Annotated in this window: 14 protein-coding genes; 4 read left to right on the forward strand and 10 right to left on the reverse strand. The window is 46.2% G+C overall.

The window, feature by feature from the left end; translation table 11 throughout:
- Positions 1 to 61: 61 nt before the first annotated feature.
- The 3 genes from nifJ to nhaC all read right to left on the reverse strand — a co-directional run bounded on the left by nifJ (position 62) and on the right by nhaC (position 7314).
- Positions 62 to 3619 (reverse strand): pyruvate:ferredoxin (flavodoxin) oxidoreductase, encoded by a 3558-nt coding sequence (nifJ, locus tag C9I89_RS17000; RefSeq protein ID WP_107284517.1) that lies wholly within the window; start codon positions 3617 to 3619, stop codon positions 62 to 64.
- 251 nt (positions 3620 to 3870) lie between these two features.
- The gene (hcp, locus tag C9I89_RS17005; protein ID WP_107284518.1) at positions 3871 to 5220 is read right to left on the reverse strand and encodes a hydroxylamine reductase; all 1350 of its coding nucleotides are present in this window, start codon (positions 5218 to 5220) and stop codon (positions 3871 to 3873) included.
- Between the two features lie 654 nt (positions 5221 to 5874).
- Positions 5875 to 7314, reverse strand: a complete 1440-nt coding sequence (gene nhaC / locus C9I89_RS17010; RefSeq protein WP_107284519.1) for a Na+/H+ antiporter NhaC — start codon at positions 7312 to 7314, stop codon at positions 5875 to 5877.
- A gap of 741 nt (positions 7315 to 8055) precedes the next feature.
- Between nhaC and asd the strand changes: the two genes are divergently transcribed.
- Positions 8056 to 9171: an aspartate-semialdehyde dehydrogenase gene (asd, locus tag C9I89_RS17015; protein ID WP_107284577.1), complete on the forward strand. Its 1116-nt coding sequence runs from the start codon at positions 8056 to 8058 to the stop codon at positions 9169 to 9171.
- 124 nt (positions 9172 to 9295) lie between these two features.
- On the opposite strand, the gene sodB is transcribed toward asd, so the two are convergent.
- Positions 9296 to 9880 carry a superoxide dismutase [Fe] gene (gene sodB / locus C9I89_RS17020; RefSeq protein ID WP_107284520.1) on the reverse strand — a complete coding sequence of 195 codons (585 nt, stop codon included), beginning with the start codon at positions 9878 to 9880 and terminating at the stop codon, positions 9296 to 9298.
- A 519-nt stretch (positions 9881 to 10399) separates the two neighbouring features.
- Between sodB and C9I89_RS17025 the strand changes: the two genes are divergently transcribed.
- Entirely contained in the window at positions 10400 to 10744 is a 345-nt protein-coding gene (locus C9I89_RS17025; protein WP_107284521.1) for a Grx4 family monothiol glutaredoxin, read from the forward strand.
- Between the two features lie 159 nt (positions 10745 to 10903).
- Here C9I89_RS17025 and C9I89_RS17030 read toward each other — a convergent pair whose 3' ends face one another.
- Entirely contained in the window at positions 10904 to 12226 is a 1323-nt protein-coding gene (locus C9I89_RS17030) for a Na+/H+ antiporter family protein (RefSeq protein ID WP_107284522.1), read from the reverse strand.
- Between the two features lie 307 nt (positions 12227 to 12533).
- Between C9I89_RS17030 and C9I89_RS17035 the strand changes: the two genes are divergently transcribed.
- On the forward strand, positions 12534 to 13139 hold the full coding sequence (locus tag C9I89_RS17035) for a peroxiredoxin (protein WP_107284523.1): 606 nt from the start codon (positions 12534 to 12536) through the stop codon (positions 13137 to 13139).
- A 71-nt stretch (positions 13140 to 13210) separates the two neighbouring features.
- Here C9I89_RS17035 and C9I89_RS17040 read toward each other — a convergent pair whose 3' ends face one another.
- From C9I89_RS17040 to rnt, 3 genes are all read right to left on the reverse strand, one after another.
- Positions 13211 to 15694: a VolA/Pla-1 family phospholipase gene (locus C9I89_RS17040; RefSeq protein WP_107284524.1), complete on the reverse strand. Its 2484-nt coding sequence runs from the start codon at positions 15692 to 15694 to the stop codon at positions 13211 to 13213.
- Between the two features lie 53 nt (positions 15695 to 15747).
- The gene (locus tag C9I89_RS17045; protein ID WP_107284525.1) at positions 15748 to 16989 is read right to left on the reverse strand and encodes an outer membrane protein transport protein; all 1242 of its coding nucleotides are present in this window, start codon (positions 16987 to 16989) and stop codon (positions 15748 to 15750) included.
- 465 nt (positions 16990 to 17454) lie between these two features.
- On the reverse strand, positions 17455 to 18120 hold the full coding sequence (rnt, locus tag C9I89_RS17050) for a ribonuclease T (RefSeq protein ID WP_107284526.1): 666 nt from the start codon (positions 18118 to 18120) through the stop codon (positions 17455 to 17457).
- 194 nt (positions 18121 to 18314) lie between these two features.
- On the opposite strand from rnt, the gene motY reads away from it, so the two are divergent.
- Positions 18315 to 19166 carry a flagellar protein MotY gene (gene motY, locus C9I89_RS17055; RefSeq protein WP_245905515.1) on the forward strand — a complete coding sequence of 284 codons (852 nt, stop codon included), beginning with the start codon at positions 18315 to 18317 and terminating at the stop codon, positions 19164 to 19166.
- 74 nt (positions 19167 to 19240) lie between these two features.
- Here motY and gloA read toward each other — a convergent pair whose 3' ends face one another.
- Together gloA and nth are read right to left on the reverse strand one after the other, a co-directional pair.
- A complete protein-coding gene (gene gloA, locus C9I89_RS17060; RefSeq protein ID WP_107284528.1) occupies positions 19241 to 19633 on the reverse strand; it encodes a lactoylglutathione lyase in 393 nt (130 codons plus the stop codon).
- A gap of 85 nt (positions 19634 to 19718) precedes the next feature.
- Complete coding sequence (gene nth, locus C9I89_RS17065; RefSeq protein WP_107284529.1) at positions 19719 to 20360, reverse strand: endonuclease III; 642 nt, start codon at positions 20358 to 20360, stop codon at positions 19719 to 19721.
- Positions 20361 to 20398: the final 38 nt, after the last annotated feature.

Here is a 20398-nt window from a genome sequence, read left to right on the forward strand (position 1 = left end):
GCGAGGATCTAGAATCGAGTAACTCGGACCTGGGAACTCGATACTCGCCCCTCATGACTATTTACTCGCTTTTACTTCTCTTCCAGCCACCTAACTGCTCTAGCAATTGCAGTTTGTGCTGGACTTGCTCTCGCAAGCGTTCGAGGTTGGCCTGATACTGCTGCGGATCACGGCGCAATACCTGAGTAAAACGGGCTTCGCGGCTGATCAGGGCCTCCACATCTTTCTTTGGTGGCTTAGAGTCCATCTGCAGTGCTGCCCGCCCTTTATCGACGCGGCGCGGATCAAAGCGGAACAGCGGCCATAAGCCGGTTTCAACCAGTAGTTGCTGGTGTTCGATGCCTTCTGCCATGTCATAACCGTGGGTGATACATGGTGAGTAAGCAATGATCAGGGATGGCCCCGGATAGGCTTCTGCTTCTTGCAATGCTTTGATGGTCTGGTTCATGTTGGCACCGAGGGCAATTTTGGCGACGTAAACATTGCCATGCATCATCATGTTTATTGCCAAATCTTTGCCATTGCTTGATTTGCCCTGGCTGGCAAATTTTGCGACCGCGCCGGTTGGCGTTGCTTTCGATTGCTGGCCACCGGTATTGGAATAACCCTGGGTATCCATCACCAGTACATTGACGTTCTCGCTACCCGCTAATACATGATCTAAACCGCCAAAGCCTATGTCATAAGCCCAGCCATCGCCGCCGAGAATCCAGTTACTTTTTGCTACTAAATCTTCGGCTCTGTCGATTAAACGACGGTGCGAATAATCAAGCTGGGCGCGTAATGTTGCGATGTTCTCGCGCTGACGGATAACAGCTTGTTCGCTGCTATCAAATGCATCTTGCTTGAGCTGTTCCAACAGATCTGCTGGCAGTATGTCGGCGGCCATGTTAAGCAGGTTCAGGGTATTATCCCGCTTGCTGTTCAGGGCTAAACGCATGCCTAAGCCAAACTCGGCATTGTCTTCAAACAGCGAGTTCGCCCATGCCGGTCCACGGCCATGTTTATCCACGGCGTAGGGGGTTGTCGGCAGGTTGCCGCCATAAATCGATGAACAACCGGTAGCATTGGCAATTAACAGACGATCGCCAAACAGCTGGGTTAGTAATTTAACGTAAGAGGTCTCGCCGCAGCCGGAACATGATCCCGAGTATTCAAATAATGGCTGCAACAGTTGGCTGGTTCGAGCATCGATGCGTTTAATATTGATACGCTCTAATTCTGGTAAATCGAGGAAGAACTCGAAGTTATCGCTTTGCTGTTGCAATAATGGCTGCTTCGGCGCCATGTTGATAGCTTTACGGCTTGGATCATCTTTATCGCTGGCCGGGCACGCAGTGGTGCAGAGGTTACAGCCGGTACAGTCTTGTGGTGAAACCTGCAAGGTGTATTGCTGGCCTTTAAAATCACGCTGTTTGTATTCGGTTGACTTGAAGCCTTCAGGTGCGTCTTCAAGCTGTGCCGGGTTAACGGCTTTGGCACGAATGGCTGCGTGCGGGCACACAAGAGTACAGATATTACATTGGGTACACAGATCGTCTTCCCATACAGGGACTTCCTGAGCAATATTTCGTTTTTCCCATTGGCTGGTGGCTGTTGGCCAGCAACCGTCAACTGGGAATGCACTGACAGGCAGTAAGTCGCCTTTATCGGCCATCATCATGGCACTGACGCCTTTAACCAGTTCAGGTGCTTTTTCACTGACAACGGCAGGGCGGCTGAACGGGCTGCTAACCTGATCTGGAATGGTGACCTGTTGCAAGTGAGCCACCGTGGCATCTACCGCTTTATGGTTGGCTTCAACAATGGCCGGGCCGCGTTTACTGTAGCTTTTCTCAATTGCCTGCTTTAGCTGGCTGATAGCTTGTTCCAGCGGCATCAGATCACTGAGGGCAAAGAACGCGGTTTGCATGATGGTGTTCAGGCGGTTCTTTAAGCCTAGCTCTCGTGCCAGCTCAACCGCATTGATGACGTGTAAATTCAGCTGCTTGTCAATGATCACCTGCTGGACTTCACGAGGAAGGTGATCCCACACTTTATCAGCAGGGTATGGGCTGTTTAGCAGTACCGTACCTTGTTGTGTCGTGTGCTCAAGCATATCCAACTTTTCAATGAACTGGAATTGATGGCAGGCGACAAACTCGGCTTGCTCTATCAGGTAAGGGGCTTCAACCGGCACGGCATCAAAACGCAGGTGAGAAACCGTTGTGCCACCTGATTTTTTTGAGTCATAGACGAAGTAACCCTGAGCATGTAATTCGGTATTTTCGCCAATAACCTTGATGGTGTTTTTGTTTGCGCTGACGGTGCCGTCAGAGCCTAAACCGTAGAAAAGTGCCCGCAAACGTGAAGCCGGTTCGACTTCAACAGCGGCACCAATCGGCAGTGACAAATGGGTAATGTCATCGTTGATCCCAACGGTAAAGTTATGCGTCAGGGTATTTTCTGCCATTGCGTCAAAAATAGCTTTGGCATGTGTCGGGTTGAATTCTTTGGATGATAACCCGTAACGGCCGCCGACAATGCTTGGTTGGTGCGAATATTGTCCGGAAGTCACGGCCTGGTTTATTGTCGCAACAACATCCAGATACAGAGGTTCACCCATTGCGCCCGGCTCTTTGGTGCGATCCAATACCGCGATTTGCTTGACTGAAGGTGGTAGCACCTGAACGAAGTGTTTGAGGGAAAACGGACGATAGAGGTGAACGCTCACTACACCTACTTTACGGCCCAGTATCAGCAGGTGATCGACGGTTTGTTCCATCGTCGATGTTGCTGAGCCCATAATAACCACAATGTCAGTGGCTTCGGGGTGACCATAATAATCAAAGAGTTTGTATTCACGGCCTGTCAGTTCAGCGAACTGCGCCATTTTCTCGGCCACAATCTCGGGGCAAGCCTGGTAATAGTGGTTGGCGGCTTCTCGGGCCTGGAAGAAAGTATCCGGGTTTTGGGCTGTACCGCGAATGCTTGGCGCGTCAGGTGTTAAGCCACGCTTATAGAAAGCATCGACCGCATCCTGGTCAATCATATTATCAATGATATCATCGTCAATCATCGCAATCTTGTTGATTTCGTGAGAGGTGCGGAAACCATCGAAAAAGTGCACAAATGGAATGCGGCTGTTTAATGTTGCAGCCTGGCTGATCAGGGCCAAGTCATGCGCCTGCTGAACAGAATTGGCTGCGAGCATCGCAAAACCCGTCTGGCGTACTGCCATCACATCGGAATGGTCACCAAAAATAGACAAGGCATGGGTGGCAAGCGTGCGAGCCGCAACATGCATCACAAACGGAGTCAGTTCCCCGGCAATTTTGTACATGTTAGGAATTTTCAGTAACAGGCCTTGTGATGACGTAAAGGTGGTCGCAAGAGAGCCTGCCATCAGTGCGCCATGAACAGCACCCGCTGCGCCACCTTCTGACTGCATTTCCATCACCTGGGGTACTTGTCCCCACAGGTTGGTTTCCCCCTGGCTTTCCCAGCTTTCGCAGGCTTCAGACATAGGTGATGACGGAGTAATGGGATAAATCCCGATCACTTCATTGCAGCGATAAGCAATTGAAGCGGCGGCTTCATTACCATCCATTGTCTTATAGGTACACGGTTTTTTAGGCATAACAAACTCCAGCGAACAGGCACCGTCTATTCTAAATCGGTCGAATAAATTTGTATTATGTATTTAATCAATCAATTCAATTCGTAATAATTATTTTAAAATTGATTAAATGTGCAGTATCTGTTTTGTTGAATTGAGCCAGTCCCTGAAAGTAGGGTAAGGCTGACTCAGGTAAGGTATCCCCTCATATTTGAAATTGCAGACTGCATTTCCAATTAAGAGGGGCATAGGAGTGGGTGATCAGGGCCGGATTAGACCTCGACTAGTTCAATCTCAGGCTGTGGGTTCAGCATTTTAGCCAAATCGTCTTGCGCCTTACCCGTTAACTGCAAGTTAAACTGCTGCTGTAAGAATGCGAAGATATCTTCGTTAACAAATTCTGGTGGGTTCGGTCCCAGGTAAATGTTCTGGATACCAAGATTAAACAGAGCCAGCAGGATCAGAACCGCTTTTTGCTCCATCCATGACAGAACAATATTAACCGGCAGATCATTGACCGGCACACCCATAGCGTCGCTAAGTGCCAATGCAATCATTACCGCACCGTAGCTGTCGTTGCACTGGCCAAGATCCAGATAACGAGGGATTTCAGTACCAGGAACCGTGCCGAAGTCATGGTCATTAAAGCGGAACTTACCGCAAGATGAGGTCAGGATGATACAGTCATCCGGAACAGACAGTGCCAGATCACGGAAGTAGTCATTCGGTGTACCTGGCTTATCACAGCCCGCAATGACGAAAAACTGACGGATCTTACCCGAGTTAACTGCGTCCAGAATTTGCGGTGCCAAACCAAGAATTGTTTTGTAGTTGTGACCCGTCATCAGGGTTTCTTTGCTGTCAAACCCTTCGATATCCGGCAGGCTGAGTGTCTGCTCGATCAACGGGCCAAAATCTTCACCAAGCTGGCGGCAATTGTCGATACCGACAATACCATAGCTGTACAGGCGATTAACGTAATTGGCGCGGCCAGTTGGTGGAACAATACAATTAGTCGTCACAATGATCGTGCCATTCCATTTCTGGAACAGTTTTTTCTGATCAAACCAGGCTTTACCCACGTTGCCTTTAAGGTGGGAATATTTGCTTAGCTCCGGGTAGCCGTGAGCTGGCAGCATTTCTGAGTGGGTGTAGATATTAATACCTTTGCCTTCTGTCGCGATCAGCAGACGTTCTAAGAGTTCAAGATCATGGCCTGTAACCAGGATCCCTTTGCCTTCGGCCTTGTTCTGAGGAACACAGACAGGGGTAGGAACACCTAAACGTTTATGGTGAACTTCACCAAGCAATGACATCATCTCGCTGCCAGCACCACCAATTTTCATTAATTGCTCAATGTGCTGATCAAAACTGAAGTTAACGTTAGTTAGTGTGAAATATAGGGTTTCAGCAATGACATCATCAACGGTTTTAGTATGCGCTCCAAGATCATCGGCGTGGGTACGATAGGCTGATAAGCCTTTCAAGCCAAAAATCATAATATCCTGCAGGCGAGAGAGGTTTTCATCTTTACCGCATGTGCCTTGAGTTTTACCTGTGCTACCACAGCCACCGGTTTGTGCCATTGAGCACTGGTGACAAAACATTGCTAGGTTCGACATTACTGCATTCCTTTAAAGGTATATTTATAGTGCAACTTTTCGTAAAGGATATCGAGACAGCTTTCGGTTGGTCTTTGATCCGGATCATCAATTGCTGATTAAGGTGTATTTCGAATGCGATTTATAACCAAAGGGGTAGGCAATTTCGCTCAGACATCCAGCTCAGGATCGATTCAATAGCTTAGTACTGGTTGGATTTGATGGAATCATTGAGCAACGTATTATCCCGTCTTGCTTGTTTTATGCGCGCTCTGTGACTAGTTATGCGGGCAGTGCATGATTTCTTGGTTTGTGTCGTTAGAAGATAACGAGTAAAGAATCAATGGTAGTTTTCTTGGAATAGCCACTACCTTGAACCAAGTTCACCTTGAGAAAGATAAAAGGGAGTGGATACCGTTCATGAGTTACCACAAGATGAGTCGACAGTTACGCCGCAAAGCTGAAAATGAATCACAAGAACACCTGCGTCAGATCAGAGCAAAGTTTTTAAAACAACATTTATTTAAACAACAGGATGAAAAATGCCTTTTACCGGCAAAGAGTGACTCGTGGCAGTAGCAGTTGTTTATTAGGGCCTACCTGAAAAACCATATTTTTCTAGCATATAAAAAGAGCGCCTAAAGGCGCTCTTGCTGTTTTCAGTGTTTACATTACTTACGCAGTTTGTTGTGTGACTGTCATATTTTCATCTTCATCCAAATCAGCTGTTGCTGTCGGCGGGCAACGGTCTACAAACCAACCCATGTAAGAAGAGACAATAGTAACCAGAATACAAACGAAGCTTAGCCACATGAAAGGGGCGTAAGAGAACGTTGCAACCCCCAGAATACTCGCCATGTAGATACCGTTATCACTCCAAGGCACCATACCCGATGTCAACGTACCACCAAACTCAGCGTTACGAGACAGGTTCTTGCGTTGGTAACCTAAGCGATCATAATTCTTCGCACAGATTTTTGGCGTCAGGATCAGCGATACGTACATTGCTGAACCGAAGACATTACCCAGGAAAGCGGTTGCAATGGTTGATACCGATAGGCTGCCCGCAGAGTTGACGCGCTTCTCAAACAGTTTAGCGACGGTTTGCAGTACACCCACTTTATCAAGCAGGCCACCAAAACCCAGACCGAAAATGATTACAGCCACTGAGCCCAGCATGGATGACATACCGCCACGGTTCAGAATCGCATCAATGAAGTCAACGCCAGAGCTGATGGAGAACGGAGCCCAGGCTGTGTTGAATGCAACAAGTGGATCCATGTCCTGAACCATAACAGCCCAGACAATACCCAGCAGTGAACCCAGCGTGATCACAGGGAAGGAAGGCAGGCGCATCGCTAGCAGAGCAAGTACGATGATAACCGGCACAAATGAGAACGGAGAGATAACAAACTGGTCTTCCATTGCCAGAATTACAGACTCAACCTGACCCATATCAACGTTACCTGCGTAGTGCAGGCCAGCACCGGTAAACAGAATACCCGTGATGACGTAGCTGATCAGCGCAATCGGCAGCATGCCTTTAATGTGCTCCATTACTTCTACGTTAGACATAGAAGAAGCCAGGATCACTGAATCAGACAATGGAGACATCTTGTCGCCGAAGTAACAGCCGGAAAGTACGGCACCAGCAGTCATCGGTGCCGGAACGCCAAGACCTTGACCGATCCCCATCATAGCAATACCGGCAGTACCCGCAGCCCCCCAGGATGTTCCAGTTGCCAGAGCGGTCAGTGAACAGATAACCATGGTGGCAAGCAGGAAGATGGACGGGTGAATCGCTTTCAGACCGTAATAGATGATTGTCGGAACAATACCACCTGCGATCCAGGTACCTACCAAGGCACCAACAGCAAGAAGGATCAATATGGCACCTAAGCCGTTAGATATGCCATTGGTTGCTGCTTTTTCTAAAGATTTATAATCGTGACCGAGTTTTATACCCAGAGCCATGATGATGAACCAGCCGATATAAAGTGCCAGCTGGATGGGTAAATCAAGTTTAGCGGTGAAAGAGAATGCCAGTGCAAGGAAAGTACCAAGGGCAAGTATAACTTGCATCATCGATGGTAATTTCACAGTCTGTTTGTCCATACTTTTAACCTTGTTTAATCGAACCTGTAAAGGGAATGTCCCTGAAATTAGCGTTAACAGGAAGCTAATAATTAGTAGTTATTATGACGTTTGAGTCACTCTTTAAGGGACTCATGTTGTTTCGGCGCTACTCTATCTAAATGACCAATTCACTGCGATAGATATTGTGCCTTTCTGTGATCTGAATCTTTCAGCAGGTATAAACAGGAAAAACAATATGTTTGCATGTTCATTTACTGTTAAATTCTGGTTTTAATGTTGTGTGCTTGCTGTTTTTTAACCGTTCTAATGTATGTCTGTTTGTGTTCTTTTTTGGCGTATGTGCGGGTATAAATATCCTCAAATCATGATTTGCTGGGTAATTCATCTCATCATATGCTGTATCTTAGGTTATCAGGGTGAGGGTACTATTTCAAAATTTATGCATTTATAGTGTTTGGTCTGTTAATGGGTGAAATCAAGTTTAGGTTCGTAAAATATACAATTACAGGTGTAAAAGATGGTCAATTGAGCGCGGCTTGATGCTTTTCTAGCCCGGTATGACCACCTGATAAAAATGTTGTAACCCGACAGGCAAAGGGAATCCTTCCGGAGCAAGAAAACTATCACAATTTGGTCAGTAAAGAATTTTTATGCATTTTCTTCAGATTATGCTTGTTTTTAGGTGTTTAAAACTCTATAGATGGGAGTAGAAATACCAAATTAGTGTGTAATTAAAAGCAGGGAGTGTAGTAAGCAATGATGAAAGTTGGTTTAGTCGGTTGGCGTGGCATGGTTGGTTCTGTGCTGATGCAGCGTATGGTTGAAGAGGGTGACTTCAATTATATAGAGCCTGTTTTTTACTCGACATCACAAGTAGGTATTCCTGCTCCTAATTTGGGTAAAGATGCTGGCTTACTGCAAGACGCTTTTGACATTGAAAGCTTAAAACAACTGGATGCCGTCATTACCTGTCAGGGTGGCAGCTATACAGAGAAAGTTTATCCGGCATTGCGTGCAGCAGGCTGGAAAGGTTACTGGATTGATGCGGCTTCGACACTGCGTATGAATGATCAGGCGATCATTACGTTAGATCCTGTTAACTTAGAACAAATTCAACAAGGAATTCATTCTGGTACCAATACTTTCGTTGGCGGCAACTGTACGGTCAGTTTGATGCTGATGGCAGTGGGTGGCTTATATAAGGCTGGTCTGGTTGAATGGATGACGTCACAAACTTACCAGGCTGCTTCTGGTGCCGGTGCGAAAAATATGCGCGAGTTAATCAACCAAATGGGCGTGATTAACGATACGGTATCTAGCGAGCTGGCTAATCCTGCAACATCCATTTTGGATATTGATCGTAAAGTAGCTGAAACACTTCGTTCTTCAAACTTCCCGGCACAGGAATTTGGTGCGCCGCTCGCGGGTTCATTGATCCCGTGGATTGATGTTAAGCGTGACAATGGCCAGAGTAAAGAAGAGTGGAAAGCGTCGGTTGAAACCAACAAGATCCTGGGTCTGCAAGATAATCCGGTTCCAATTGACGGTACTTGCGTACGTATTGGTGCGATGCGTTGCCACAGTCAGGCATTAACGTTGAAATTGAAGAAAAACGTCCCTCTTGATGAAATTGAAGAGATGATTGCGTCACACAACGACTGGGTTAAAGTGATCCCGAACGACCGTGACATTACGGTTCAGGAACTGAGTCCGGCGAAAGTAACAGGTACGCTATCTGTTCCTGTCGGCCGTTTACGCAAACTGGCAATGGGGGATGACTTCCTCAATGCCTTTACGGTCGGCGATCAGTTGCTATGGGGGGCGGCGGAGCCACTACGTCGTACACTGCGTATTATTTTGGCGGAAAAGGCTTGACGGATCTAAGCTGCATAATACGGGCGGCATAGTGATTGTCGTTTCGGTTAATACAAAAAGACCTCGCAATGCGAGGTCTTTTTTATAGCAGCTGATAGATTTAATCAGCTATCGAATCAGAGCATTAAGCTGCTAGATTTTTCGCGACGAAATCCCAGTTTACCAGTGCCCAGAACGCATTCATGTAGCTTGGACGAAGGTTACGGTAATCAATGTAGTAAGCGTGTTCCCACAGGTCAACAGTCAGAAGCGGTGTTACGCCTTCTTCTGTTAGTGGAGTACCTGCGTTAGACGTGTTGACGATATCTAGAGAACCGTCAGCCTTCTTAACAAGCCAAGTCCAGGAAGAGCCGAAGTTGTTGATCGCTGAATCAGTGAACTTCGCTTTGAATTCTTCAAAAGAGCCGAAGGCTTTAACGATAGCATCAGCGACTTCGCCTGTTGGTTCACCGCCAGCGTCAGGGCTTAGGCAATGCCAGTAGAAAGTATGGTTCCAGATCTGAGCTGCATTGTTAAATACACCACCAGTTGATGTTTTGATGATCTCTTCAAGAGATTTTGCCGCTAGATCAGTACCTTCAATCAAGCCGTTTAGCTTAACAACGTAGGTGTTGTGGTGTTTTCCGTGGTGGTATTCCAGCGTTTCCTGAGAGATATGTGGCTCAAGAGCGTTGATTGCGTACGGTAGAGCGGGTAATTCGAATGCCATTGCTCAATTCTCCATTTTAGTATTTGAGAGGGCAAGCCCTCGACATTGCTTCCGGTAGACTTCAGGTCTACTTTATAGTTTTGAATCTGACTTAGTTTATTTTAGCAAGTTTTTACTTTATTAAAAGGGTTTGTCGGTAAAAAAGCGATTAAGAATATCCTTATAAATAATAGGCATTTTTTTCCGGTTCGTGACAAAGTAGAATGATGTATGTAAAACTCATAATATATACCCAAACCACTTCAAGATGCAGGATTCAGAGTGACATCAGCAAGCCTAGTTTAAGGAAAACGACGGTAGGAATGGTGTACCCATTTCAGCGTCATTGGACGCAGAAATCGGCTTGCTGAATCACTCCCGAAGGGCGAGTTGACTGGGCTAGTATGCTGTGTTGCTGCTTTTTAACGTAGAGCCACTATGTTTTTAAATCAGCGCCTTGCCTACCAGCCCAGTCATTCTCGCTGAAACGAGCATCTTGAAGTGGTTTGGGTATCAGCAAATTGTCGTAACGAGGAAGCTATGGAAACCATTGATAAGATTAAGCAACAGATCGCTGAAAATCCTATTCTGTTGTACATGAAAGGCTCTCCAAAACTGCCAAGCTGTGGTTTTTCATCTCAGGCGTCACAAGCACTTATGGCATGTGGTGAGAAATTTGCTTATGTCGATATTCTGCAAAACCCGGATATTCGTGCTGAACTACCTGTTTATGCCCAATGGCCGACTTTCCCACAGCTGTGGATTGAAGGCGAGCTGATCGGTGGTTGTGACATCATTCTGGAAATGTTCCAGAAAGGTGAACTTCAGCCAATGATCAAAGAAGCCGCAGCCCGTCGTGACGGCGACGAGGCAGCCGCTGAGTGATCTGCTAGCATCAGAACTTATGATGTGTTTTAAAATGCCCCGAACATGTGTCGGGGCTTTTTTTATCTAAACGGTATAGGTGAATAGATAGAGGGATAAACGAGAGGGCTAGATCAAAAAAGACCGCGGAAGCGGTCTTTGGTATTTGTTTATGAAGGCTTACAAAACCATGGCTGCTAACCAGCCAAATGCGATAAGCGGCAGGTTGTAGTGAAGGAAGGTCGGAACAACGGTTTCCCACACATGCTCGTGCTGACCATCGGCATTCAGACCCGCCGTTGGGCCTAATGTTGAGTCTGAGGCCGGTGAACCAGCATCACCTAGCGCTGCAGCAGTACCAACCAGCGCAATGGTTGCCATTGGCGAGAAACCAAAGGTCAGACACAGTGGCACATAGATAGTTGCCAGAATTGGAATGGTCGAGAAAGAGGAACCAATACCCATCGTCACCAGTAAGCCAACAACCAGCATCAGCAAGGCAGCAAGTGGTTTGTTGTCACCAATCACCGCAGACAGTGAGCTGACCAGGGTTTCAACGCCACCAGTGGCTTTCATTACGGAAGCAAAACCAGCGGCAGCAATCATGATAAACCCAATCATGGCCATCATGTGAACACCACGGGTAAACACATCGTGGGTTTCTTTCCATTTGATCACACCGCCAAACGTGAAGACCATGAAGCCGACCAGGCCGCCGATGATCATCGAGCCGCTGTATAGCTGGGCACCCAGTGCTGCAACAATAGCACCGACGGCAATGTATACGTGGCGCATGTTGATTACAGCGTGCTCCGGTTCGCTTGCCAGGATCTTCTCTTCTGAATATTCACGCGGTTTACGGTAACTTACAAACGTTGCGAGTAGCAGGCCGAAAATCATGCCTGCGGCGGGTAAAATCATAGCTACCGGAACCTGGCTTGCAGTGACATCCAAGCCGTTGTCATGGAGGTTTTTCAGCAGAATATTATTCAGGAAAATGCCACCGAAACCGACAGGCAGTACCATATAAGGCGTCACCAGACCGAACGTCAGTACACAGGCAATCAGGCGGCGATCAAGCTTCAATTTCGCAAAAACATGCAGTAACGGCGGAATGACAATCGGAATAAACGCGATATGAACAGGGATAACGTTCTGAGAAGAGATAGCAAGTAAAACTAAAATGGTGAGAACGCTATATTTAACGCCTGTTGCCGCGGCAGCATTTTCATGGCCACTGATACGTATAATGACTTTTTGTGCCAGGACATCCGTAATGCCAGAGCGAGAGATCGCCACAGCAAACGTACCAAGCATGGCGTAACTCAGAGCCGTTGTCGCACCGCCCCCTAAGCCGCTTTCGAAGGCAGAAATAGTTTCTGCAAGTGGCATCCCGCCGATCAGGCCACCGATAATGGCACTGAAGGTAAGCGCAACGACGACATTGACTCGCATCAGAGCGAGTACAAGCATGACGCATACCGAAATAACTACTGGGTTCATAAAACTAAGATCCATCCGTTTTGTTATATCATATATGTAAAATTAACTAAGCTGAGTAATTATGTGAGTCACTTAATTATTCTGCCCGTTTTTATTCAATTTTTGACTATTTTGCTCAGGAAAATTCATTTTGCTGGAATTTTCTGACATGTCGAGAAAAAATTGATACCTGTGCAGAATTTTATTGGCATTGCGCCTGATGTCGAAGTCTTATCATCACGCGGTGTCTATAATCAATATTGCTTTATTGGTAGGCAGAACAATCTGTTACTGTCGATTTGAACGCTAATTGTTAATGGAGCTAACCATGAGTGTATTAGTAGGCCGTCCCGCGCCTGATTTTACTGCTGCAGCTGTGCTTGGAAACGGTGAAATTGTAGATAGTTACAACTTGCTTGAAAACATTAAAGGTAAACCCGCGGTTATTTTTTTCTACCCGCTCGATTTCACCTTTGTCTGCCCGTCAGAATTGATTGCGTTTGATAAACGCTATGCAGATTTTCAGACGAAAGGCGTGGAAGTGATTGGTGTTTCTATCGACTCTCAGTTCTCTCACAATGCGTGGCGAAATACCGCTGTTGAAGACGGCGGTATTGGTGCTGTGCAATATCCGTTGATCGCAGATACCAAGCATGAGATTTGCAAGGCTTATGATGTTGAGCACCCAGAAGCGGGTGTGGCTTTCCGTGGTTCATTCCTGATTGATAAAGAGGGTGTGGTTCGTCACCAGGTCGTGAACGATCTGCCGCTAGGCCGTAATATCGATGAAATGCTGCGGATGGTCGACGCGCTTCAGTTCCATGAAAAGAACGGCGAAGTGTGCCCGGCTCAGTGGGAGAAAGGTAAAGAAGGCATGGATGCATCACCGCAAGGGGTTGCGAAGTACCTGTCTGAGCATACTGATGACTTGTGATTTAGCTTAAAATTTCGAAATGAAAAAAGAAAGGCTAGCCGAGTGGCTAGCCTTTTTCTATTGCGCTACTTTTATTGAATTAAAGTTCTATCTCCAACACCTACGGCCTGACCTTCGGCGGCCGTGAAGGTGGCGATTTGAGTTTGAGCTGCTTTGGTTGTGCCTGCGGCTAAGACTGGATCAATAACATTGTTCTCACCATCTTTATATTGAGGTGCGATAGCTGAGCTATGTTGCGCTTTTGATTGGTCATTAAATTCAGCGACACCATTAATTTCAGCCGTTTGATCTTCAGTGATTTTACTTAAACCTAGCTGTTTAACCAAAGGTTGTGTACCACCAATGACACTGTAGGTGGTGGTTTGGTTCGGTACTACCTGATCTTCAAATGCCTGCATTACATATACGGGGCCTTTAACACCAGATGCCAAGTTATACGGATCGACAGTATCCATTACTGTTTGCGCCGCATATGCAAAGGTACTGAAAACACCGTCAATTTCGGCTTGTGTTGCCGCATCTAAGCTATTGAAGAACGTGGTGAAACAATTTGAACCAATTAGTGCAGAACCACAGACTGACTCGTAGGTTGCATCACCTGAACCCAGCAACAGCGAATGCTTGATGGTTGGGCCGAATGCTTTTGACTCAAGTAGTAGCGATGGAATACCACCGCCCGGATTGGCAAAGGCACCAGAGCTGAAGTTAAACAGTGCGTTTGCTTGAGCTTCTTTAGCGGGATCAGTTAAGCCCAGACTCTTATTACCTAAGCCATAGGTGCCAATACCTGTAATAGCTCCCATTGAGTGGCCGAAGAAGCTGATCTTGCTGATGTCAATGGTCTTAAGGATCGGATGAGGACTTCCTTTCATCACGGTTAGTGAGGTGCGTAACCCAAGATCATCAATGATGCTCTGACGGATGTTATCACGACCGACATTTAGATAATTCAGGTTCATGTATACGTCAGGAGTTGCTGATGTGGTCACGGTTCCATCAGTCAATGCCCGTTCACCATGTAATGGATGGTCGATAGCAATGATTGCTTTAGGTGTTTGACTAGATCCTACAGCCAGCCCCATGTGGTTGGCTGCAAACATATAAGACGTTTCTTTAACGGAAGTGATACCGTGTTGGTAAATGACAGCGCCAGGTGCAGGGGCTGAAGCGGTGTCAGGCATAAACACTAATACGGGTACGGGTTTTATCGATTTGATCTTCGGCAACGGGCTATATTTGGTGATCAGGCGCTCTGTATCCAGCTGGCTACCGTCAGCAAGTTTGCCTTCAAGGCCAATCAGATGAATCATTTCTGCTGGATCACCAGTTAGTAATTTGGCGATATCAACTCCAGCCAGTGATTGTGCCAGTGCTGCTTTATTAGCATCGGTGCCACTTTTCATCACATTAGCGATTTTTGCTAGGCTCGGTATCGCACTTTCCCATGGCGTTTTCTTCCACGCTTCATTTGTAGGGTCATCACTCAGGAAATAAGGAAGGTTTACGGTTCCTTTGTATACCTTAATTGTGACACCTGTGGCCGAAGTGGTGTCCTCATATACTTTTTTAAGAGCAGCTTTAGCCAATGAACCATCTGGATCACTTTTACTTTTCACGACGTTGGTCAGCATCAGGTCAGCATCAATGGCATCAGCTAAATCAACGCCAGTCACTGGAAGATCAATCGAATACAATTTGCTTAAATCAAGATCGTTCGGATTCGACTCACCTTTCCAGATGATTTCTGGTGTTCCGCCAGCCTTCACTGTTGCGATAGTTTGGGCAATAACGGCCTTGGTCGCGCTAAGCACATCCCCCACAGAAGCGGTAGTAAACCAGCTGGAGAAGATAATGCCGTCAGCATTTACACCCGCAATATCAAGTTCTTTCTCCGTTGCATGAACAATGGTCTGGGCAGGGATAAGCGCTGGCGATGGTGGTGTTGTTGTGGCTTTCAAAATTGCGTAAGAGCCTGTCATCCCGACGCTGTTGCCTTTTACGTCTTTTAGATCGTCAGTGATAGCAAACATATAATTGCTGGCAGGCTTAAGCGGTTTCAGTAAAACAACCGTTAGTGTTGAACCCGATACCGTTACCATGAAATCGCCATCAGCAGCAGATAAAGAGGTCGGCTGAGCCGAGTCTGTAGCATCTGTTGGATTTTTAGATTCAATCAGGTAGAAACCATTATCAGCGGATGCTGCATCCAGATCGTTACCCGTAAAATTAATGACAAAGGGTTGTGTGGTACTCCAGCCATCGGTTTTACCCATTGCGGTTTTAGGGTCTGCGAGATTGGTTGAGTATTTATCGCTGCCATTGCTTCCCTCAACACTTAAGGTGCCATCCGTTGCATCCATCGCGAGGAAGGTTGGTATGACTATTACAGGGTTCGATGAGTCGGTAATCAGATCAAAATTGATTTTTGTTTCTGCTTTTAAGCTTTTTTCGATGATTGGGTCAATCGTCGGGTTACCGGTAAGTTCTGTTTCGTCACCGCAACCGTATAAGCTGATGCTTGATGCAATAAGTACTGCTAATATGTTCTTTTTCATATGAAATCCCTATCTTTCAAATCAGATGCAGACTGGAAGGTGCTGCTGAAGTTTTAAAATTTATAATTGATTTGCGCGGCGGTGATAAATGCATCACTTGTCGAGGTGAAAGAGGTCTCATCTTCTTCGAAGGTGATTTCTTTACCACGCAGATAGGTAAAACCAAAGTCAAACGACATATTTGGGCTGTAGGTATAGGTGGCACCGGCTGAGTACCAGTAGCGATCGGTATCAGGAATACTCAGGGTCGATTTACCTGCTTGTTCGTCGAAAGCAAAGCCGGCACGCAAGATCCACTCAGGGTTTAGGCTGTAGGTTGCGCCTAAAGCCCAGCGGAAGTTATCGTCATAATCTTCATCTTTCATCAGGCAAACCCCCGCTTCGCCTTCATAACCGGGGTTACACTGGTCACTTGTTGCACGCAGTTCTTCAAATTTGCTGTACTGAGTCCATTGCACGCTATAATGAACAGCCCATTGATTATTCAGAGCGTGATAGCCGGAGAACTCAGCAATGGCAGGCAGAACAACAGGGAGTTTACCTGTAACTACAGTATTCGGTGTGCCAGTAATTTTACCTGTGTAATCAGTAAAATCGCCTTCAAAATCAAGATCAACTTGTGAACGGTAGCTCAGGCCGAAACGGTGATCGTCATTGACTTCATAGAGAGCAGCAATATTCCAGCTCCAGTCATAAGTATCTCCTTCCATCTTGATGGTATTATCGCTCGAATTTTTTCCGACAAGACCTAATAATCCATAATGACGCTTAAGTTCGGCATCACCGTAGACTAGGCTTATACCACCACCAATACTGAAATGGTCATTAATGCGATAAGCGATATTCGGGTTCAGGTTAACGGTCATCAGCGATGTCTCACCTGCTGTTGATCCCGCATTAAACTTATCCGGGTACTCGGTTGCGACGCCATAGTTGGAAAACATTGCCAGTCCGACCGCGATGCGATTATTGATCGGGTGGATATAATATGCGGATGGTATAAAACCCATCGGTGCAACATCTTTTGCAGACTGACCGAAATCATTGTCGTCAACATCAACCGTCGGGTCGACAATGCTTAATCCACCAGAAAGTTCAGCTGTTTTGAAAAGAGTCATCGCGGCAGGGTTACGGGCTAGCACTGCTGCGTTATCTGCTATTGCCGCTTCGCCAGCGAAAGCTCGGCCTAAACCGGAAGCGGAGTGTTCTGATACCTGAAAACCTGCGCCACTTGCATTAAGTGAAGTCATGGCGACGGCTACGGCAAGAACGGGGTATCTTTTTTTTACGGACATTATACTGCCTCTCTATTATACAACTTGATTCAGCTTCTTGTTCTTCAGTCCATGAAGGAAAAACAACCATTTATATGCCGGGTCAGTATAAGGATGTTGCGAGCAATGTTAATTGCTTGTAATCACAGTTTTTTGCTGCAAATATCACGCAGTCAGCATCACTTTTATCTTTATGTTTTAAATGGTCGTTTAAAATGAAATGAGCGTTTGAAAACATCATTCTAAAAGCCCGGCAATACTGGGTTTAAAAGGGAGGGGGATGAATATGCTTGTTTAATTTTTTAGGCTTTGATATTTCATCTGTTTGAGAAGGTGAAAAGTCACCTGAAAGCTATTTTTTTCTATTTGTTAACGATCTCACAAAATAGTTCTGCTGTTCTTTTTGTATCCGTTTGAAAAAGTATTCTAAAAGCCCAGCAACGCTGGGCTTGAGTAGTGGTCCGATGAGTTTGTTTGTTTGACTTTTTATGACTCAGGTACTTCTTCCGTCTGAGGTGTTAAAAGCGGCCAGCCACCTAATTTTTTCCATTTATTAACAATTTCGCAAAATAGTTCAGCGGTTCTTTCCGTATCATACAGTGCTGAGTGAGCTTCTTTATTATCAAAAGGAATACCTGCCGTGCTACAAGCTTTAGCCAATACAGTTTGACCAAAGGCAAGACCGCTTAATGCTGCTGTATCAAAGGTTGCGAATGGATGAAATGGATTGCGTTTTAATTTAGCTCGCCCGGAGGCTTCCATCACAAAGCTATGATCGAAGTTTGCATTGTGTGCCACCATAATGGCACGCGAGCAATCTGCCGTTTTCTGTTCTTTGCGGATCTTCTTAAAGATCTCTTTTAAAGCGGTCTCTTCAGACACAGCGCCACGAAGTGGGCTGAAGGGGTCACGAATTCCATTAAATTCTAATGCTTCTTTATTTAAGATCGAGCCTTCAAATGGCGAAACGTGGAAATGAATGGTGGTGGCGGGCTTTAACCAGCCATCTTCATCCATTTTCAGGGTGACGGCACAGATCTCAAGGAGTGCATCCGTTTTTGCATTAAAACCTGCAGTTTCAACGTCAATGACCACGGGGAAATAGCCGCGAAAGCGACTTTTTAATGTATTTAGTTCGTTATCTTCGCTCATAACACTGCTGTCGATATAAAGTAGGCGGGCATTATGTCAGATTCATAAACGGAGCTAAACCTTCAGGCCGGAAATGTTGATACAAAGGTGGCTAAAGATTTTCTGTGAAGATTCGATACAATAGGTAGCATTACGATCGACGTAGTTGGAATGGTATGAACAATTTTTCAAAAATGGCATGGCTGAATGCTTCGATGCTGGTGGGCTTGATGATCAGTCTTCCGGCGCAGGCAACAAAACAATATGTGGCAACGCCAGCGCAATCGAGTTGGAAGGTCGCTGTTGATACGCCATTAGAATGTCGGATGATCCATGCCATTCCTAGTTACGGAGAAGCGCAATTCACCTCCAGGGCCGGAAAGAAAATCAACCTTGATTTTGAATTGAAAATGCGTCGTCCGATGGGTGAAACTCGCGATGTTAACCTGATATCTATGCCTGCTCGCTGGATGCCTGGTGACGCCGCCGAGCCGATCACCCGATTGACGTTTTTTAAACAATTCGATGGTTATGTCGGAGGCCAGATGGCCTGGGCGATGTTGAGTGAATTGGAAGGTGGTCGCTATCCTACCTTTAGTTATCAAGACTGGCAGCACCGGAATAAAATGATAGAAGTTTCGCTTGCTGCGGTCTCTTTCCAAACCCCTTATCAGCAGTTCAGTCAGTGCCTGGATAACTTGTTGCCTTATAGCTTTGAAGATATCGCCTTTACGGTACTGCATTATGACAGTGACAGTGATGAACTGAACAAGGCATCACAGAAGCGACTGGCGCAAATTACGGACTTTGTTCGTTACAGTGATGATATTGATTTAGTGCTGCTTGCCACTTATACCGATTCAGATGGCGGGAAAAATGTGAATCAGAACTTGTCTGAACGGCGGGCGAAGAAATTAGAAGAGTACTTTATGTCGCTGGGCTTGCCGGAAAACCGGATTCAGGTTGAGGCTTATGGCAAGCGCCGGCCGATTGCTGATAATTCAACGCCTATCGGTCGTAATAAAAACCGACGTGTTGTGATTTCGTTAGGCAGAACGATCATTTAGAAATGGTGTGTCAGGTTTGAGTTTCTAGTACCGAGTATCTAGTATCGAGAACCTAGTCTCTCGAACCTGCCTCTTTAGCCCCGCTGGATCAGTTCTATCTGGTAGCCATCGGGGTCTTTAACAAAAGCGATATGCGTTGTTCCGCCTTTCACCGGCCCCGGTTCTCGGGTGACATTACCACCGGATGCTTTGATGGCAGCGCAGGTGGCATAAATATCTTCTACCCTAATCGCAATGTGACCGAAGGCACTGCCCACATCGTATTCTGTCGTTCCCCAGTTATAGGTCAACTCAATCACGGCGCCTTGAGTTTCATCACCATAACCGACGAATGCCAGGGTGTATTTGTAAGCTTCATTATCATGCTTACGAAGCAGTTCCATGCCCATTACATCAGTATAAAACGCAATAGAGCGGTCAAGATCGCCAACCCGTAGCATAGTGTGAAGAATACGTCCGTTTGCCATAATGCTCTCCAATGTTCAGGGCTTTCGCCTGTTTGTGATGTTATTAAAATTATCGAATAAATGGCTAGCGCTCTACCGATTGCTATTACTCGTCCGGATACACTTTATCTTTGTATTCACAAAGATCTTCGATGATACAGCTACCGCAACGTGGCTTGCGGGCTATACAGGTGTAGCGACCATGAAGGATCAACCAATGGTGAACATCGACTCTAAACTCTTTGGGAACCACTTTGAGTAACTTTTCTTCAACCTGATCGACGTTTTTGCCCATGGCAAACTTGGTACGGTTTGATACCCGGAAGATATGGGTATCAACCGCGATGGTCGGCCAGCCAAAGGCGGTATTCAGTACGACATTCGCGGTTTTGCGGCCGACGCCGGGTAAGGCTTCAAGCGCTGCACGGTTTTCCGGTATTTCACCACCATGTTTTTCCAGTAAAATTTTGCAGGTTTTAATGACATTCTCAGCTTTTGAATTGAACAAACCGATAGTCTTTATGTATTCCTTGACGCCTTCAACCCCCAAATCAAAGATGGCTTGGGGCGTATTTGCAATCGGGTAGAGTTTGTCTGTTGCCTTGTTGACACTGACATCTGTCGCCTGGGCGGACAGTAGTACTGCGATCAGCAGTTCAAATGGTGAGCTCCACTTTAGCTCGGTTTCCGGGTGGGGATTTTCTGCCCGAAGGCGTTCAAGGATCTGAACTCGTTTGTCGTTGTTCATCGTATATATGGCTTCCTGACTGACCGGATCTGCAGACA

Origin of the sequence: Photobacterium lipolyticum, assembly GCF_003026475.1 — a bacterium.
Taxonomy (GTDB): domain Bacteria; phylum Pseudomonadota; class Gammaproteobacteria; order Enterobacterales; family Vibrionaceae; genus Photobacterium; species Photobacterium lipolyticum.

Coding starts and splice junctions, on each gene's coding strand:
- nifJ (WP_107284517.1), bottom strand. CDS start 3,619: ATGCCTAAAAAACCGTGTACCTATAAGACAATGGATGGTAATGAAGCC.
- hcp (WP_107284518.1), bottom strand. CDS start 5,220: ATGTCGAACCTAGCAATGTTTTGTCACCAGTGCTCAATGGCACAAACC.
- nhaC (WP_107284519.1), bottom strand. CDS start 7,314: ATGGACAAACAGACTGTGAAATTACCATCGATGATGCAAGTTATACTT.
- asd (WP_107284577.1), top strand. CDS start 8,056: ATGAAAGTTGGTTTAGTCGGTTGGCGTGGCATGGTTGGTTCTGTGCTG.
- sodB (WP_107284520.1), bottom strand. CDS start 9,880: ATGGCATTCGAATTACCCGCTCTACCGTACGCAATCAACGCTCTTGAG.
- C9I89_RS17025 (WP_107284521.1), top strand. CDS start 10,400: ATGGAAACCATTGATAAGATTAAGCAACAGATCGCTGAAAATCCTATT.
- C9I89_RS17030 (WP_107284522.1), bottom strand. CDS start 12,226: ATGAACCCAGTAGTTATTTCGGTATGCGTCATGCTTGTACTCGCTCTG.
- C9I89_RS17035 (WP_107284523.1), top strand. CDS start 12,534: ATGAGTGTATTAGTAGGCCGTCCCGCGCCTGATTTTACTGCTGCAGCT.
- C9I89_RS17040 (WP_107284524.1), bottom strand. CDS start 15,694: ATGAAAAAGAACATATTAGCAGTACTTATTGCATCAAGCATCAGCTTA.
- C9I89_RS17045 (WP_107284525.1), bottom strand. CDS start 16,989: ATGTCCGTAAAAAAAAGATACCCCGTTCTTGCCGTAGCCGTCGCCATG.
- rnt (WP_107284526.1), bottom strand. CDS start 18,120: ATGAGCGAAGATAACGAACTAAATACATTAAAAAGTCGCTTTCGCGGC.
- motY (WP_245905515.1), top strand. CDS start 18,315: ATGCTGGTGGGCTTGATGATCAGTCTTCCGGCGCAGGCAACAAAACAA.
- gloA (WP_107284528.1), bottom strand. CDS start 19,633: ATGGCAAACGGACGTATTCTTCACACTATGCTACGGGTTGGCGATCTT.
- nth (WP_107284529.1), bottom strand. CDS start 20,360: ATGAACAACGACAAACGAGTTCAGATCCTTGAACGCCTTCGGGCAGAA.